The organism is Armatimonadota bacterium (assembly GCA_016789105.1).
In the GTDB taxonomy this organism is placed as follows: Bacteria; Armatimonadota; Fimbriimonadia; order Fimbriimonadales; family Fimbriimonadaceae; genus UphvI-Ar2.
The window spans coordinates 367,386-381,868 of the sequence record JAEURN010000008.1 but is presented as its reverse complement, the minus strand read 5'-3'; the positions used below and the strand labels follow the sequence as shown (position 1 = coordinate 381,868).

15 protein-coding genes are annotated in these 14,483 nt (G+C 59.8%); 6 read left to right on the top strand and 9 right to left on the bottom strand.

Going from position 1 to position 14,483, the window contains the following annotated elements; genetic code table 11:
* Positions 1–12: 12 nt before the first annotated feature.
* Positions 13–480 (bottom strand): hypothetical protein, encoded by a 468-nt coding sequence (locus JNM28_10370; GenBank protein ID MBL8068844.1) that lies wholly within the window; start codon positions 478–480, stop codon positions 13–15.
* A 79-nt stretch (positions 481–559) separates the two neighbouring features.
* Between JNM28_10370 and JNM28_10365 the strand changes: the two genes are divergently transcribed.
* Entirely contained in the window at positions 560–1,711 is a 1,152-nt protein-coding gene (locus JNM28_10365; protein MBL8068843.1) for a methionine adenosyltransferase, read from the top strand.
* 129 nt (positions 1,712–1,840) lie between these two features.
* On the top strand, positions 1,841–2,086 hold the full coding sequence (locus JNM28_10360; GenBank protein ID MBL8068842.1) for a hypothetical protein: 246 nt from the start codon (positions 1,841–1,843) through the stop codon (positions 2,084–2,086).
* 59 nt (positions 2,087–2,145) lie between these two features.
* On the opposite strand, the gene JNM28_10355 is transcribed toward JNM28_10360, so the two are convergent.
* Both JNM28_10355 and JNM28_10350 read right to left on the bottom strand, forming a co-directional pair.
* Entirely contained in the window at positions 2,146–2,676 is a 531-nt protein-coding gene (locus JNM28_10355; GenBank protein MBL8068841.1) for a hypothetical protein, read from the bottom strand.
* A gap of 64 nt (positions 2,677–2,740) precedes the next feature.
* Positions 2,741–4,654: a GAF domain-containing protein gene (locus tag JNM28_10350; GenBank protein MBL8068840.1), complete on the bottom strand. Its 1,914-nt coding sequence runs from the start codon at positions 4,652–4,654 to the stop codon at positions 2,741–2,743.
* A gap of 100 nt (positions 4,655–4,754) precedes the next feature.
* Here JNM28_10350 and JNM28_10345 point away from each other — a divergent pair, with 100 nt between their 5' ends.
* Positions 4,755–6,275 carry a 5'-nucleotidase C-terminal domain-containing protein gene (locus JNM28_10345; GenBank protein MBL8068839.1) on the top strand — a complete coding sequence of 507 codons (1,521 nt, stop codon included), beginning with the start codon at positions 4,755–4,757 and terminating at the stop codon, positions 6,273–6,275.
* 13 nt (positions 6,276–6,288) lie between these two features.
* Here JNM28_10345 and JNM28_10340 read toward each other — a convergent pair whose 3' ends face one another.
* Together JNM28_10340 and JNM28_10335 are read right to left on the bottom strand one after the other, a co-directional pair.
* Complete coding sequence (locus JNM28_10340; GenBank protein ID MBL8068838.1) at positions 6,289–8,292, bottom strand: glycoside hydrolase family 127 protein; 2,004 nt, start codon at positions 8,290–8,292, stop codon at positions 6,289–6,291.
* Between the two features lie 60 nt (positions 8,293–8,352).
* Positions 8,353–8,970, bottom strand: a complete 618-nt coding sequence (locus JNM28_10335; GenBank protein MBL8068837.1) for a TetR/AcrR family transcriptional regulator — start codon at positions 8,968–8,970, stop codon at positions 8,353–8,355.
* An 86-nt stretch (positions 8,971–9,056) separates the two neighbouring features.
* Between JNM28_10335 and JNM28_10330 the strand changes: the two genes are divergently transcribed.
* Together JNM28_10330 and JNM28_10325 are read left to right on the top strand one after the other, a co-directional pair.
* On the top strand, positions 9,057–10,274 hold the full coding sequence (locus JNM28_10330) for a DUF1343 domain-containing protein (GenBank protein ID MBL8068836.1): 1,218 nt from the start codon (positions 9,057–9,059) through the stop codon (positions 10,272–10,274).
* A gap of 78 nt (positions 10,275–10,352) precedes the next feature.
* The gene (locus JNM28_10325) at positions 10,353–10,652 is read left to right on the top strand and encodes a hypothetical protein (protein MBL8068835.1); all 300 of its coding nucleotides are present in this window, start codon (positions 10,353–10,355) and stop codon (positions 10,650–10,652) included.
* A gap of 8 nt (positions 10,653–10,660) precedes the next feature.
* On the opposite strand, the gene JNM28_10320 is transcribed toward JNM28_10325, so the two are convergent.
* Together JNM28_10320 and prfA are read right to left on the bottom strand one after the other, a co-directional pair.
* The gene (locus tag JNM28_10320; protein MBL8068834.1) at positions 10,661–11,275 is read right to left on the bottom strand and encodes a hypothetical protein; all 615 of its coding nucleotides are present in this window, start codon (positions 11,273–11,275) and stop codon (positions 10,661–10,663) included.
* Positions 11,276–11,337: 62 nt separating this feature from the next.
* Positions 11,338–12,408, bottom strand: coding sequence for a peptide chain release factor 1 (gene prfA / locus JNM28_10315; GenBank protein MBL8068833.1), 1,071 nt, complete (start codon positions 12,406–12,408; stop codon positions 11,338–11,340).
* 78 nt (positions 12,409–12,486) lie between these two features.
* Between prfA and ribH the strand changes: the two genes are divergently transcribed.
* Positions 12,487–12,939 carry a 6,7-dimethyl-8-ribityllumazine synthase gene (gene ribH, locus JNM28_10310; protein MBL8068832.1) on the top strand — a complete coding sequence of 151 codons (453 nt, stop codon included), beginning with the start codon at positions 12,487–12,489 and terminating at the stop codon, positions 12,937–12,939.
* On the opposite strand, the gene JNM28_10305 is transcribed toward ribH, so the two are convergent.
* Both JNM28_10305 and JNM28_10300 read right to left on the bottom strand, forming a co-directional pair.
* Positions 12,908–13,684, bottom strand: coding sequence for a nucleotidyltransferase family protein (locus JNM28_10305; protein MBL8068831.1), 777 nt, complete (start codon positions 13,682–13,684; stop codon positions 12,908–12,910). The two genes, ribH and JNM28_10305, sit on opposite strands and share 32 nt — an antisense overlap.
* Positions 13,674–14,438: a sulfite exporter TauE/SafE family protein gene (locus tag JNM28_10300; protein ID MBL8068830.1), complete on the bottom strand. Its 765-nt coding sequence runs from the start codon at positions 14,436–14,438 to the stop codon at positions 13,674–13,676. Before JNM28_10300 ends, JNM28_10305 begins: the two co-directional genes overlap by 11 nt.
* Between the last annotated feature and the right edge of the window lie 45 nt (positions 14,439–14,483).

The window sequence follows — 14,483 nt, the reverse complement described above, 5'->3', positions numbered from 1 at the left end:
AGGTTTTGGCGTTCAGGCTTTGTGATAGGTGGCTTTGACAGCCCAAATGCCCTCTTCGCCAGGGGGGATGTTGTCCATTGCCATGGTGAGGTTGCCGTCTTTGCTTTCCAAAACGATGCGCCAACCCCATGGCGGACTGTCCCCGACGGAATACTGCCCGAGGGCTTCGACACGGCCATCTTCATAAGTGCCCGTGAAGTGCATGACATCGGTGTTGGAATGCCAGCTGTCGGCCCACCCGATCGAGACCTTCTTGGATTTGGCCCCACCGGCTATGACCATCAACCCTTCTTGGCGCTTTCCTTCATAAGTCCACCAATAAGAGATGGTGGCGAAAGCCTGGTGCGCATCCACCTCGATGTGCATGCCGCTTGGCCCAGTTTGAACCCGTTTGGATTCATCTTCCAACCAGGATAGGTGGAGCGAGGATTCTCCCGTCCACTGTCCGACAGAATTCTTCAGGAAACTGTTTGCCGCCACGCCCCGAGTATATCGTCGGCCCCAGTTAAATGGACCCCGGTAGCCGGAAATCCCTTCGGTATCCTAGCCCCCGACCCCAATGGCAACCTGGAACATCTACACATCTGAGAGTGTGAGCGAGGGCCACCCCGACAAGCTGGCCGACCAAATTTCTGACGCCCTTTTGGACGAGTTCCTGCGCCAAGACCTCGAACTCGGCGTTCCCGAGGGCAAGAAGTGCCGCGTCGCCATTGAAACAATGCTGGCGCACGGCGTCGCCATCGTCAGCGGCGAAGTGACGAGCGAAGGTTACGTCAGCGTCCAGAACATCGTCCGAGAAACGATCAAGCAGGTGGGATACACCAGCACGGACATCGGGTTCGATGGGGACAATTGCGGCGTGTTGGTCGCCATCCAGCCCCAATCCTCAGATATCGCCATGGGCGTCGACACCGGGGGTGCGGGTGACCAGGGGATGATGTTCGGCATGGCATGCAACGAATCGCCGGAGCTGATGCCGCTCCCAATCTCGATCGCCCACGCGCTAACCCGGCGGGCGGCCGAAGTGCGCCGCTCAAACCCCGGCCTCGGGTTCCGCCCGGATGCGAAGTCGCAGGTGTCGGTCCGTTACGAAGACGGCAAGCCGGTGTGCGTGGACACCATCGTTTTTAGCCAGCAACACGAAGAACGGGTCAGCGACACGGTTCGGGGACTCATCCAAACTGAGATCGTCGATCCTGTGCTTGCGGGCTATTCGGAATTCATCCAGGGCGAAATCACAACCCATTACAACCCAACTGGCCGGTTCGTCCGGGGGGGCCCGGCTGGCGACACCGGTTTGACGGGCCGCAAGATCATTGTGGACACCTACGGGGGGATGTGCCCGCACGGGGGCGGGGCGTTCAGCGGCAAAGACCCCACCAAAGTGGATCGCTCGGCGGCCTATATGGCCCGGCACATCGCAAAATGCGTGGTTGCCGCCGGCCTTGCCGACCGGGCCGTGATCGGCCTAGCCTACGCCATCGGGGTCGCGCAACCGGTCAGCGTGAATGTGGAGACCTTCGGCACAGAGACCATGGATGTGGCCGAAATCGCCAAACGGATCAGGGCCAATTTCGACATGTCCCCCCGGGGCATCAACCAACATTTGGATCTGCGCCGGCCCATTTACCTGCCGACCGCCAAAAACGGCCACTTCGGCAACCCGGCCTTCCCGTGGGAAGACACGGCCCCAGCGGCGGCTCTAAAGTAGGCATGGGCTTCCCTCCCCAGCCCTGGGGAGGGATTGATGACCACTGGCTCCACCTAAATGACTCAAACGACACGAACTGAAGTCGGGAGGGAATCACCAAAATGCTTGGGAATTGTGTAAAGTAAGGCCATGAAGAAACTCATCGCGCCCATTGCCACCATTGTCGCCCTGACCGGGGCCGCCATCGCAGTGAGTGCCATGACCGCACCGGAAGCCAAATGCCACAAGTCCGGCCAGTCAGTGGTTTCTGCCCCGGCCGCCGCTGCCGTGGATGCCAAATCGGATTGCTGTAGCAAAGCCAAGCCGGTCGCGGTCGAATCCAAATCGGATTGCTGCGCAGGTAAAGACAAGCCGGCGACTGCCGCAACCCTTTAAAGCAAGCCACCCGCAAACATGCCCCGGTGGGGATTCCCCTCCGGGGCATGTGTTGTTTGTCAGTGGACCCGCAGGCTGGTCAAAGACCCATACCCCGCCCGGTCGGCCAGGGTGACTTGGGGATTCGTGGTCGGATGTTCGTCCCCGAGCCACAACTCCACGGCCTGGAGGGCGGAGGCGACTTGGGAGCGGAACGCAGCGTCGCGGCTCTGGGCATACGCCAGCTCAAAATCTTCGGCCGAACGGCGCAACAGGCCGATGGACATATAAGCCATGCCCCGCGTGTAGCGGTATCCGGGCTCATAAGGGTTCAGCCGCAGGAGGCGTCCGGTTGTGTGGATCACATCTTGGTATTGCCCGGCCAGCCACTGGGCTTTGACCAGGGTTTCAAGGGCGCCCAAATGGTCTGGGTCGTCCTGCAAAACCTCGCGGCACATTTCCATTGCGCCCCGCCAATCAAATGATTGAACCATCGAATCCAAAATCCCCGACTCCCAAACCAACGCCCGGTTTGGGGCCTTGGCGGTTGCCTGAAAAGCAATCGGCGGCTTCACTGCCGGCCACCACACCTTGGGCAGGCGTTCGGCCACCGTGGAACAACTCTATCCGAAGGGAAGGTCAGGGAAGAACTCGTAATCATGCCGTTTCGCACCTTTAGGCCGCGGATTGCCTGGAAACCTGGGATTTTTGCGGGGAGAACGCCGCGACCTTTGCCCGGATTTGCAGGCTGATCCGGTGTCTCCCATCGGGGGTTGTCAAATAGAGTCCGTTGAGCGCAGCGGCCGCTTCGTTCGCCCATTTTTGGGCTGATTCGCCCGACCCTCCGGACAAATACGAAACGAAGTCCCCTTCTTCCCTCCGGCACATGGCCCCTTTGGCCGGGAGCCTTGTCCGGAGCCGGTGGGTGAGTTTGCGCATCGCGGCATCGAGGGCAGGGCGGCCGTAATCACGGGCCACGATCTCGCGGTTGGTGACATCGAAATAGACAAACCACCCCTCGCCGCCTTTCCGGACGGCATCGTAGAATTCCTTGGGAGTCATCGCACCCAGGGGGGCGGCATCGCTTTGACCAGCCCGGGATAGGGCCTGCCCCATTTCTGCAACGATTGCGCGCAGGCTTTCGAGTTTCGCGTTGTCGATCCCGCCGACCCGGTGGGTTGCGGCGGTGACGAACCCGACGGTTTCTTCTCCGGAGAGGATGGGGATCAGGGCAAAGCTCCCGACGCGGCATTTGAGGGCGCTGGCCCGGTCGATCCGGTCATCGTCAAGGGCGTCTGGGGCCACGACTTCGGGGGTGCCGGTGGCAAGCCAACCGGTCATTCCAGAGCCGTAAGCGAACGAAATGTGATCCATGAGCCGGTTTGCCGATCCGATGGTTGAGACTGGGGCGGCCTGCTGCCCATCCACCAAGTAGGCGGCCAGGTGGTCAGCGGAGATGGTCTCCCCGATTTCCCGGAGCACTCGCGAGATCAGGCTCTGCCGGCTTTCGGCACCAATGGAAACGCTGGCCACCCCGTAAAGCACTTCAGCTTCCCGGAGGCGGCGCGACTCATCTTCCTTCTTCCGCACTTGCGAGATGAGCCCTCCGAGGTAATCCATGACGGGCTTGGTGGCCGAAGAAGCTTCTTCCACGGTCAGGTGTTGGGGGTCGAACAGGGCGACGCACCCGTTGGGTTTGCCCTGGTCTTTGATGATCAAGACCTTGATTTTCACAGCCCGGTCTGGATCGCGCAAATCGGTGAGTTGGCGGGTCAGCCGGTCGGCCATTTGAGCTTCGCTCAATCCTTTGCCGATGACCAGGGCGGAATCCCGCGCTTTGGTCGGGACTTCCCCGCTGACCGCCCCGACGACAAACCGCCTTTCCCGGGTGTCCAGGGTGTAAAGCACGACGCCTTCCAGTCCGGAATCCTCACGGAGTTTGGCGGCCATGGCCGGGATAGGCGATTCGTCGCTTTGGTTGGCAGCCATCCAAAGCTTCATGCCGAGCCGCTCCCGCTTGTTGCTCTCTTCCAGTTCGGAGATGTGGGATTTGAGGCTCGCGTAAGACTCCCGCATGCGGATGGACTCTTCAGACTCCACTTCGACATTCCGGGTCACTTCGACCGGGATGTTGCGTTCTTTCACAACGACTTTGGCCTGGTTGGTCAGCAACCCGACGGCAAGGATGCCGAGGGTGTGGAACATCACGGGGAGCGTGAACCCCTCCCCGCCGAAAAAGTTGCTGCTGACCATGACGGTGGCGGCGCAGAGCGGGGCCATGGCGGCGGCATCGGAACTGTATCGCCCGGTCGCCCACATCATGGGGGCGAGGACAAGGAACCCGTACCGGTCAAGCTGGCCGCATGCGGCCAAGGCCACGGCAATGAACGTGGCATCCATGACGGCAACAAAACCGGCGATCCCCGAATTGCGGCCCTTGGCGCGGTCGAGCACAAAAACGCCGCACGAAGCAAGCAGGTAGACCAAACCGATCTCCATTGCGGATTGGGCCGGGGGTTTGCCCAAAGTGATGCCGGCCGCAGCCACTGCCACCGCCAACAAGATCCGGACGCCGAGTTCAACAATCATGCCTTACTCCAGGTTTTCGGGCTTAAAACCTGGAACTGGAGGGTTGTTTTCGGGTGCTGCCCCGATCCCAGAAAATTGCGGGGGTATACCCTCGGGCATTGTGAAACGGATTGCCGGAATCTTGATCGCGGCCGCGGTGGCAGCCGGGTGTTGGGCCCAGGGAGCGGACTTCACCATGACGGTGTTGCACACCAACGACATGCACTCCCACGCCGACCCGAGTGTGGTCAAGGGCAAAAGCATCGGCGGATACGCCCGTCAAGCCAGCGTGATCATCGACCGCCGGTCCAAGGTGGTCAACCCCGTATTGCTGAATGCCGGCGACACGTTCCAAGGCACCCTCTATTTCAACGAATACGAAGGGCTCGCCGACCTCAGCTACATGAACATGATCGGCTACCAAGCTGCGTGCCTCGGCAACCACGAGTTTGACCGGGGCATCCCCGCCTTGGTCACCTTTGCGAGCCTGGCCCGGTTCCCGATCGTTTCGACCAACCTGGATGTTTCGGGATTGCCCGAATTGGCCAAAGTCGTCAAAAAATCGGCCGTCCTAGAAGTTGGGGGCCAGCGGATCGGTTTGGTGGGGGCGGTTCCCGACGACCTCCTCAACCTTGTGTTGCCGGTACCTGGTTTGAAAGTCTTGGACTACACCAAATCCATCCAGGCAGAAGTCGACAACCTCACCAAGCAAGGCGTCGATAAGATCATCTTGCTCAGCCACGGCGGATTGGAACAAGACATCGCCACGGCCCCAAAATTCAAAAACATCGATGTGATCGTCGGTGGGCACAGCCACACGCTGCTCGGCAAAGTGGACATCCCAGGGTTCGATGGATCGCGGGGCGACTACCCGATTGCCGCCAAAGATGCCGGCGGCAACCCGCTGCTCATCGTGCAAGCCTGGGAATGGGGGAAGGTCGTCGGCGAACTCGAGGTGACTTTCAACGACAAGGGCGTTTTGAAATCATGGAAGGGTGCACCGATCCTGGTTGACGAATCGTGGCCGGAGAATCCGTTTGTCAAAGCCCTTTATGCCGCGTTTGCCAAACCGGTTCAAGCCTTGATGACCAAGGAAATCGCCCAACTGGATGTTGACCTGAACCGGAACTTCGGCCAACTGAGCGAGCCCTCCATGGGTTATGTAATCGCCGACGCTGCCGTCGAGAAAACCAAAGGTTTAGGTGCCCAATTCGGGTTTTGGAATGCTGGCGGGGTCCGCAGCCAGCTGTCAAAAGGCAAGGTCACCTATGGCCAACTGGCCGAGGTCTGCCCGTTTGGCAACCAGCTCGTCGTTTTGGATTTGAAAGGGTCGGAACTGCTGGCCGCCCTCCAACAAGGGGTCGGGACGGGGGGCCAACTGTTGCCGAGCAACGGATTTGTTTACACAGTGCAAGGGGGCAAGGTTGTTTCGGCCACCTTTAACGGGCAAGCCATCGAACCCACCAAGTCCTATAAAGTGACGTTCAGCAACTTCACTTCTGGCGGGGGTGACGGCCACACGGTTTTGAAAGAGGCCAAGGGCCAACGCATCGACACGGGGTTTGTGGATTTGGAAGCGCTGATCGCCTACTTCCAAGCCCATTCCCCGGTCAAAGACCCAGGCAGCCGGATCCGGCAATAAGCCGCGAAAAAGCCTATTCCACAACCGGGAATGCGCTGATCCGGAGCCGAGCCGCCCCCATCGGGACGAGCTCGATAGGCTGCTCGGCACCATCGGCATGGATCGGGCTTGGGGGCAATGTGCCACAAAGGCCGTGTTCGTCCAGAGTCCAACCAGGGATCTTCTTTCCGCGGGCGTGGATCGCCAACGGGGCGGCTTGCAGGGTCCAGGGGTAATCATCCTTCGGCCACAGTTTGCGTTCGATATCGAACTGCCTACCGGGCAAAAGCCCAAAGTTCCATGCCGAACCCGGTTTGATCAGGAATGAGGGCCATTTTTCCGGGTCGGCACCGGGTTGCCATTTGCTGTCGCCGATCGCTCCGGAAATGCTATCGGCCCGCTCGTAAATCTCCTCAATCCTCAGGGAGAACGTCAACGGGCCGTAATCGACGCTGACGCTGCCTTTGTTGGCGGTCCAAGTGCGCAGGCTCACCGCCATTGGGAATTTGACTTCCACCTGGTCACCCCGGCTCCATGTCCGGTCAATCTTCAAAAATGGCCCCACCAACCCAGGGAGCGGGACCTCGCGGCCGTTGATTTTGACCTCCGGCGAACGGCACCAGGCCGGGATGCGAAAATAGAAGGGGAAAGCCGTGGGCACGTCGGGATCCACCGCAAACCTCAAAGTCTCCTCGAACGGGTAGTGGGTTTCAAGCGCGATGGCGACCGTCTGCCCGTTGCCGACCTTCACTTTTGCCTCGAACGGGGCATAGACGGCGGCCAAAACCCCCCGGTCGGCGGATGCCATCAGCAGGTTCTTAATCAAATAGGGCCAGCCCATGCCGTGGTTGTGTTGGCAACACCGGGAACTGAATGGGTTCATCATCAAGAACGGGCCACGGTTTTGGATGCCTGGGCTGTGGTTTTGGTCGTCGCTGAGCACCATGTTTGGGGCCGTGAGGTACCTCAGTGACTTCATATCCGGCATGTAGGCCGCGGGCAGGGTGTTGAACACGACATCTTCGACATGGTCTCCCCAAAACCGGTCGCCGGTGATGCGCAGCATTTCCAGGTCAGAGTTGACCTGCTCCACCATGCCGCAGGTTTCGACCGCCTGCCGGGGATCCGAATAGCCGGGACGGGCATCTTCATCGGCTCCGAACATTCCGCCCGGCACCTGCCCAAAATAGCGGCGGACGGTGCGGAACGCATCGGTGCTGGCGGCTTTGTCGCTCTCCTTGCCACTGACCTGGCTGTAAATTGCCGGCTCTCGGAACCCCTGCGCAATGTTGACGTTATGCCAATCCGGCATCGATTCCATGCACTGGTCTGGCGGGGTGTCGCGGGGGGTCCAATCGATCCCGCACCGGTGGATTTTCCGGGCCAGGTCAAGCAGCCATTCCTCGCCCGTGAGGTTATAGAGCCAAAGCACAGAATGGAGGTTGTCCCCAGTCCTCCGGGATTGCCAATACATTTTGAGAAATCGGTCTTCGGGGTATGCCAACTGGTACCGGAAAAACTCCTCCATTAGGTCGATAACCCGTTTGTCGTGGCTGTGCGCGTAATAAGACTGCAGCACATACAGCATGATCATCTTGGGCCAGAAATCTTCCACCCCGTTCTCGTCGGTTGTGACGGGGCCGAAGTTGCCATCTGGCTTTTGGCTGGCCAAAACCGCTTCGATCCAAGTTTGGGCTTCGGCAATGACGGTTTTGTCGCCCAAGATGTATCCCATTTCGGCGTAACCCTTGAGCCAATAGGGAACCTCTTCCCAACCCCAGGCGCCTTTACCCTCCGGGCTGAGCCAGGCGTTGTCGGATTTTTGGAGCCAAGCGCTGATTTCTCCGAGGTTCCCGTTCAACCCATGCCGTTGCCGGTTGAGAACCTCGGCCACCCACCCCCGGGGCTTAACCACCCCGGCCGGAAGTTCCAAGAACGGGGTCGCGGTGAGCGGTGCCCGGTTGGCCAGGTAGTTCCCGTTCTCCCGGGATGGGACGGGGCCAAACGAATAGCCGGCGGATTCTATCGTGCTTGCCATGAGGGTTGCCGCCACAAGCGGGAGCATCGGCAAAGGCTACCGTCTTTGTCGGCGAAACGCTCACCTTTGGGTGAAAGCGGGTAACACCTTGTCCAAGATCCGGCTGGACAAGCACCCTTCGATGGGGTCGAAACTGCTGACGAACCGATAATAGACTGGCCCCCAGATGAGGTCGATCAAGAGTTCGAAATCGGTTTCCGGCGACAATTCACCGCGTTCGACGGCCTCGGAAAATGCGTGCTCAAAAACACGGTGGCGCTTGTCTGTCCACCCTTGGCGGAACCGCTCGGCGAGTTCGGCATCGCTTTGGACAGCGGCAATGACGGCCCGGATCGTTTTGGCTTCTGGCCCGTTGAGGAATTCGACGAGCGCCGAAACCTGCTTTTCCAAATCCCCACGCAATGTCCCGGTTCCTGCCGTGCAGAACTTGCCACATCCGGCCAATTCCATCGCATCGAGCATCAGGTCGGCTTTGCTGTTCCACCGGCGGTACACCGTGGCCTTGCTGACGTGGGCCCGTTGTGAGATCGCTTCCATGCTGAGCGCCTCGTAGCCATGCTCTGCCACTTCGGCCAGCGCCGCTTCGAGGATCTTCTTGTGGGCTTCTTGGCATCTCGGCCGCCCAGGTCGCTTGTCACAGGCTGCGGCTTCGACTTCGCAAACGTCGGTTTTGGTCACTCTTTCCGGTAGTTACTATGACGGTTCGGAACCCTTGCCTGTCGCTTTGTCCCAAAAACCCGTAAACTCACGGACGGTTTGTCCGTATGTTGGCCCCTCTTTGCTGCCTTGCCGCCGTCGCCCGTGTCCAAACCGGAGCCGAAGTGATGGAGCGCAACGGCTTTGCATCGCTGGAAGGCCACCGGGTTGGATTGGTGACCAACCACACCGCCGTTGTTGGCAACCAGCACCTCATCGACGCGCTCTTCGACAACCCGAAAATCAAGCTGGTGGCCCTTTTCGGCCCGGAACACGGACTGCGGGGCGAAGCGGATGCGGGTGCGAAAGTCGGCGATTCGACCGATGCGCGCACCGGTGTCCCGGTGTATAGCCTCTATGGGAGCAACCGCCAACCAACGCCAAAACAGTTGGAGGGCTGCGACATTTTGGTTTACGACATCCAAGACATCGGGGCTCGGTTTTACACCTATATCTCCACTTTGGGGCTTTGCATGCAATCGGCGGCAAAAGCGCACATCCCATTTCTGATCCTCGACCGGCCCAACCCCCTGGGAGGCCAACAGGTCAGCGGGTATGTCCGCGAGGACAAGTACGAATCGTTTGTCGGGCAATACCCCGTACCGATCCAATACGGCTTGACCGCCGGCGAACTGGCTCAGATGATCCAAGGCGAAAAGTGGGTTCCCGGTGTGGAGGCGTTGGATTTGCGGGTTGAAAAGGCCAGCGGGTGGCGCCGGGGCGAGTTGTTTTCGCGAACGGGCCTCAGTTGGGTAGCACCTTCACCCAATATCCCGGACTTCGAAACAGCACTTGTTTATCCCGGCAGCTGCCTTTTTGAGTCGGTGTATGCCAGCGAGGGGCGCGGGACGGACAAACCATTTTTGACCCTGGGCGCCCCGTACTTGGATTCAGCCGAAGCCGCCAAGCGCCTCAACGGGGCCCATCTGCCCGGAGTGGTTGTTTCGGCGATGCCGTTCACCCCCCGCTCAATCAAAGGCATGTCCGAAAGCCCCCGGTTCCAAGACCGTCCGCTCCACGGGATCCAAATCTCGGTCACCGATCCTGCGGCAGTCCGACCCGTCGAGCTGGGCATCCACTTAGTAGCCGAGTTTTTCCGGCAAACAAAAGGGTTGGATCGTGTCCGGTTTTTCAACTCCAGTTGGATGGCTAAGCTTGCCGGGACTTCCCGACTTGAAGCCGACCTGTCGGTCGGAAAGTCGCCGGAACACATCATTGCTTCTTGGCAATTCGAGGTTGAACAGTTCAAGCAGCTGCGGGAGCCCTACCTGTTGTACAAACCGTGACGGAACGGCCCGGCAATTCAGCGGGTATTCCCTGATAACCCCCGGTTTGGAACGAGGTCTGATAAGCTTTTCGGATATATGGTTCTCCTCCTTGCCGCCGCCCTTGCCTCCACCCCTGTCGAGGTCGAAATCAGCTCCGTTGACCGGCATTCGGTAACGCTGGGTCGCCGAGGTGAGCGCATCCGCGAAACATGGACTGTCCGGGTTGCCGGCAAGACGGCGACCGTTTCGTTCGACGCCTACCATACGCGGATGGCCGGAACCCCTCGGTTCCACTCGGCTGGCGACCAAGTCCACCTATCGGTCGATTCCGGCCAGCGCAAAGCCTTGGAAGAAGGCGGGGTTGCCCGCCTCCCCATTAGCGCCGTCCGCGATTGAACGCCCGGCTAGAACCGGGTGCCATAGATCAGCATAAAGCTGTGGCCCTCGGGCTCGCTGGACATATTGGGCCGGCTGAACGACCCGAACAGGGTGAATCCTTGGCCCAGGTCGTACCACACGCCAAAGTTGGTTGCCCCGTCCGCGTTGCCAGAATGGTCGAGTCCCAAAGTCCACCGGTCGACGGAATAATCCACCCCGACAAGTCCGCGGTGGTCGCTATCCCGTGTCCATCCCGCGTGCAGGTTGGCGGGGCCAAAGTTGGCCCGGACCATGGCGAATAGGTCGCTTTGGCCTCCGTTGATGTTCTGAGCCCCGATTCCGATGGCGTACTTGTCGTCCGCACTGCGGATGGGGACGAACTTAAATCCCCATGCCTGGCCCCCCAGGTAGTCGGTTGCCCCGGCGATTTCAAAACGGTCGTGCAACCCCGCCAACACATAAGCGCTGTGGGAGTACTGTTTAGAAACCGCATGCTCGGTGCCCGAAACCGAGTGGCCGAATTCGATTTCCCGCGGGCCGATCGTATCGGCCGTCGGAATCGTGACGAGGCCTGTCACCTGGCCAAAACTGCAAGCGGCCAAGCCGCCAAGTGTCAAAAACGCGATGATGCCCTTTGCCATCCCTTTCACCAAGCGGGTTTGTTCCGCCGGAATGGCCGTTGAGCCACGTGTGAATTACCTGGTCATAGGGCTGAATCTTGTGTTTCGGCAAGCAATCTGGCTTGGTGTTCTTGGACCAAAGCGTCGATGACCTTTTGGATATCCCCATCCATGACTAAGGGCAGGGAGTGGACAGTCAAACCGATCCGGTGGTCGGTGAGGCGGTCTTGGGGAAAGTTGTAAGTCCGGATTTTCTCGCTGCGGTCTCCCGAACCGATTTGCCCTTTGCGGAGTTCGCCTCGTTCTTTGGCGATCCTATCTTGCTCGGCTTCGTAGAGTTTTGCCCGGAGCACACTAAGGGCCCGGAGTTTGTTCTGCTGTTGGCTCCTTTCGTCTTGGCAGGTGACGACCACTCCGGTCGGCTTGTGGATGATGCGGATGGCGGTCTCGTTTTTTTGGACGTGCTGCCCGCCGGCGCTCGAGCTCCGGAACGTCGAGATTTCCAGATCCTTTTCGTCGACTTCGATTTCTGCTTCTTCGGCTTCGGGCATCACGGCCACCGTGACGGTGCTGGTGTGGATGCGCCCGCCAGATTCGGTGGCGGGGACCCGCTGGACGCGGTGGACGCCGGATTCGTGCTTGAGTTGACTGTAGGCCCCGTCTTTGTCGATGCTGAAGACCACCCGGCTGGCCCCGCCGATCCCGGTTTCCTCGAATTCGATCACGTCGTATTTCCAGTTGTTGCGTTCGGCATACCGGGTGTACATGCGGAACAGTTCGGCGGCAAACAGCCCAGCCTCGTCCCCTCCGGCAGCGGGGCGGATTTCGATGATGACGGCCTTGTCGTCGTTGGGATCTTTGGGCAGGAGAAGGAATTTGAGCCGTTCTTCCAGCCCGGGGATCTGCGGCTTGAGGATGGCCAATTCTTCAAGGGCATACTCTTTCATTTCCGGGTCACTGAGGAGTTCTTCAGCTTCTTGGATTTGGAGCAGTACCGATTTGTATTCACGGATGGCGGCGACGACGGGTTCGAGTTCGGCGCGCGTTTTGCCCAGCGACCGCATTTCCTTGGGGTCGGCGACGATGGCGGGATCCATGAGCCGCTCTTGGACCGCTTCGTATTTCTTTTCGATCTCGGTGAGTTTTTCGAGCATCGGGCTTGCCAGGGGCAGATTGTACTTCCCGCCCTTTGCCCCCTCCTGTGCCGGACCAGATCGCCCATACTTACCGTGATGGATCGGATCCACGGCAAAGCAGACGCCCAGGGCAAAAAGATCGGCGTGGTGGTGAGCCAATGGAATGAGTTGGTCACCAATGCCCTGCTCGATGGGTGCCTTTCCACCCTCGCCTCTTCAGGGGGGCCAGAAGTCGTCGTCGTTCAAGTGCCGGGGACTTGGGAGATCCCGGTGGTCGCCAAAAAGCTATTGCGGGATTGCGACGGTGTGGTGGCCCTTGGGTGCATCCTGCAAGGAGCGACTACCCATGCCCAGCTTTTGGCTGGTGATGTCGGTTCGGCATTGATGGGCTTGCAGATGGAGACCGGCAAGCCGGTTTCTTGGGGGATCCTGACCCCCGAAACTCAAGAGCAAGCCCTGGAGAGGGCCGGGCTCAAACTGGGCAACAAAGGCCGGGAAGCCGCCGCCGCGTTGGTAGCTACGCTGAGCTGCCTGGGCCAGATTCCGTAGCAAGCCGGCGATATTCGTCCACCGTGTCGATGTCGGCCATGGCCCACGGATCGCAATCTGGGACGACAATTCCGGTGCCGCTGAAAACTTTGGAAAGGACTCGGATCCCCTCTTCCAGAGTCATGCGGTGTAGGAGGTATTTGGCCATGGGCCACAGTCCGATCCTCAAGAGCATGCCGACCTGGCTTTTGCGGCTCTTGGAAAACCCTTTGAATTGCTCAACCGCATCCAAAAACCCTTCCCGGCTCGTTGCAAAAAATGCCCCGCTCATGTAGTCGCCGTCGGCAAGGCGGATATGCGGGTGCTCGAACCCTGGGAGAACCTTGAGGAACTCTTGGTAGGGGCAGAGCCCGGCCGAGAACCACTTTCCTTGGCCCCCTGCGAGTTGGCGTTCCACGCCGTCCACGAAGTGGCGGATGGCTTCAGCATGCAAAAATGGCGTGTCGGCAGGCAAGAACAGGATCGAATCGCACCCTGGCAAGGCTTCCACCCCGGCCAAGGCGTTTTCCATCTGCCCCGACCCTTCGGGGACGAAAACCGCACCGTCGGCATATGGCCTCACATCTTCTCCGCTCACCACGGCGATGCGGTTGAACCCAGCTTGTTTGACTGCATCCAACGTGCGGGAGAGACAGGCTTCGCCCCCGATCATGGCCAGTGCCTTGCGCGGGGTTCCCAAGGCCGACGCCAGAGGATCCTTGACCAGCCCGCCGGCGGGGATGACGACGCCCCAATCACGCCCCACGGAAAAGCCCCCAGAACAGATACGCGACCATCACGAAGCCATAGAGCACGACGGCAAACCGCAGCTTATCGGCGGCGATTTTTTGGGCAAGAAACGCCGAAGCGTAGCCTCCGAACAAGGCCCCGACCATCATGGCGGCGGCAAAAGGGAGGTCAACCAGCTTTTGGCTGAGGAGGATGATGCTAGCCCCAAAATTGATGACCACGGCCAGCCAGTTTTTGAGGACGTTGAGCCGATGCAGATCCAAACCTTCGTAAAGGGACATAACGGCGAGCATCATGATGCCCATCCCAGCGCCAAAATAGCCGCCGTAAAGGGAAACCAGGAATTGCAGACCTGCAACCTGCCAGGCCTTGAGTTTGAACCCGCTTTGATCTGCGGCCCATTTAATGCGGCCCTGGAAAGCCAGGAGCAGGGTTGCCGCCAGGATCAAGAACGGCACGACCACTTTGAAGGTTTTTTCGTTGGTGGCCACCAAAAAAGCCGAACCGAGGAGCGCTCCGGCAATCGTCGGCGGTAGCAAGGTTTTGAGTTGGGACTTGGTTTCGTCGAAGTATTTATGGAATCCCAGGGCTCCGCTGGCTGAGCCCGGCCAGAGGGCCACGGCGTTTGTGGCATTGGCGGTTTTGGTCGGCAAACCCAGAGCCATGAGGGTCGGAAACGAGATGAGAGTTCCGCCCCCGGCGACCGCATTGACGGCGGAGGCCGCAAATCCGGCGAGCGCGGCGAGCACGTAGGGGAGCAAATTTCCCAAAATCCGGGGGCAGTGTAGCCAATCCCCGTGCCGCAGGCCGTGACA

Excerpts from the sequence above, each read along its gene's own strand:
- JNM28_10365 (MBL8068843.1), top strand. The coding sequence starts at position 560 with ATGGCAACCTGGAACATCTACACATCTGAGAGTGTGAGCGAGGGCCAC.
- JNM28_10360 (MBL8068842.1), top strand. The coding sequence starts at position 1,841 with ATGAAGAAACTCATCGCGCCCATTGCCACCATTGTCGCCCTGACCGGG.
- JNM28_10350 (MBL8068840.1), bottom strand. The coding sequence starts at position 4,654 with ATGATTGTTGAACTCGGCGTCCGGATCTTGTTGGCGGTGGCAGTGGCT.
- JNM28_10340 (MBL8068838.1), bottom strand. The coding sequence starts at position 8,292 with ATGGCAAGCACGATAGAATCCGCCGGCTATTCGTTTGGCCCCGTCCCA.
- JNM28_10330 (MBL8068836.1), top strand. The coding sequence starts at position 9,057 with ATGTTGGCCCCTCTTTGCTGCCTTGCCGCCGTCGCCCGTGTCCAAACC.
- JNM28_10325 (MBL8068835.1), top strand. The coding sequence starts at position 10,353 with ATGGTTCTCCTCCTTGCCGCCGCCCTTGCCTCCACCCCTGTCGAGGTC.
- JNM28_10320 (MBL8068834.1), bottom strand. The coding sequence starts at position 11,275 with ATGGCAAAGGGCATCATCGCGTTTTTGACACTTGGCGGCTTGGCCGCT.
- prfA (MBL8068833.1), bottom strand. The coding sequence starts at position 12,408 with ATGCTCGAAAAACTCACCGAGATCGAAAAGAAATACGAAGCGGTCCAA.
- ribH (MBL8068832.1), top strand. The coding sequence starts at position 12,487 with ATGGATCGGATCCACGGCAAAGCAGACGCCCAGGGCAAAAAGATCGGC.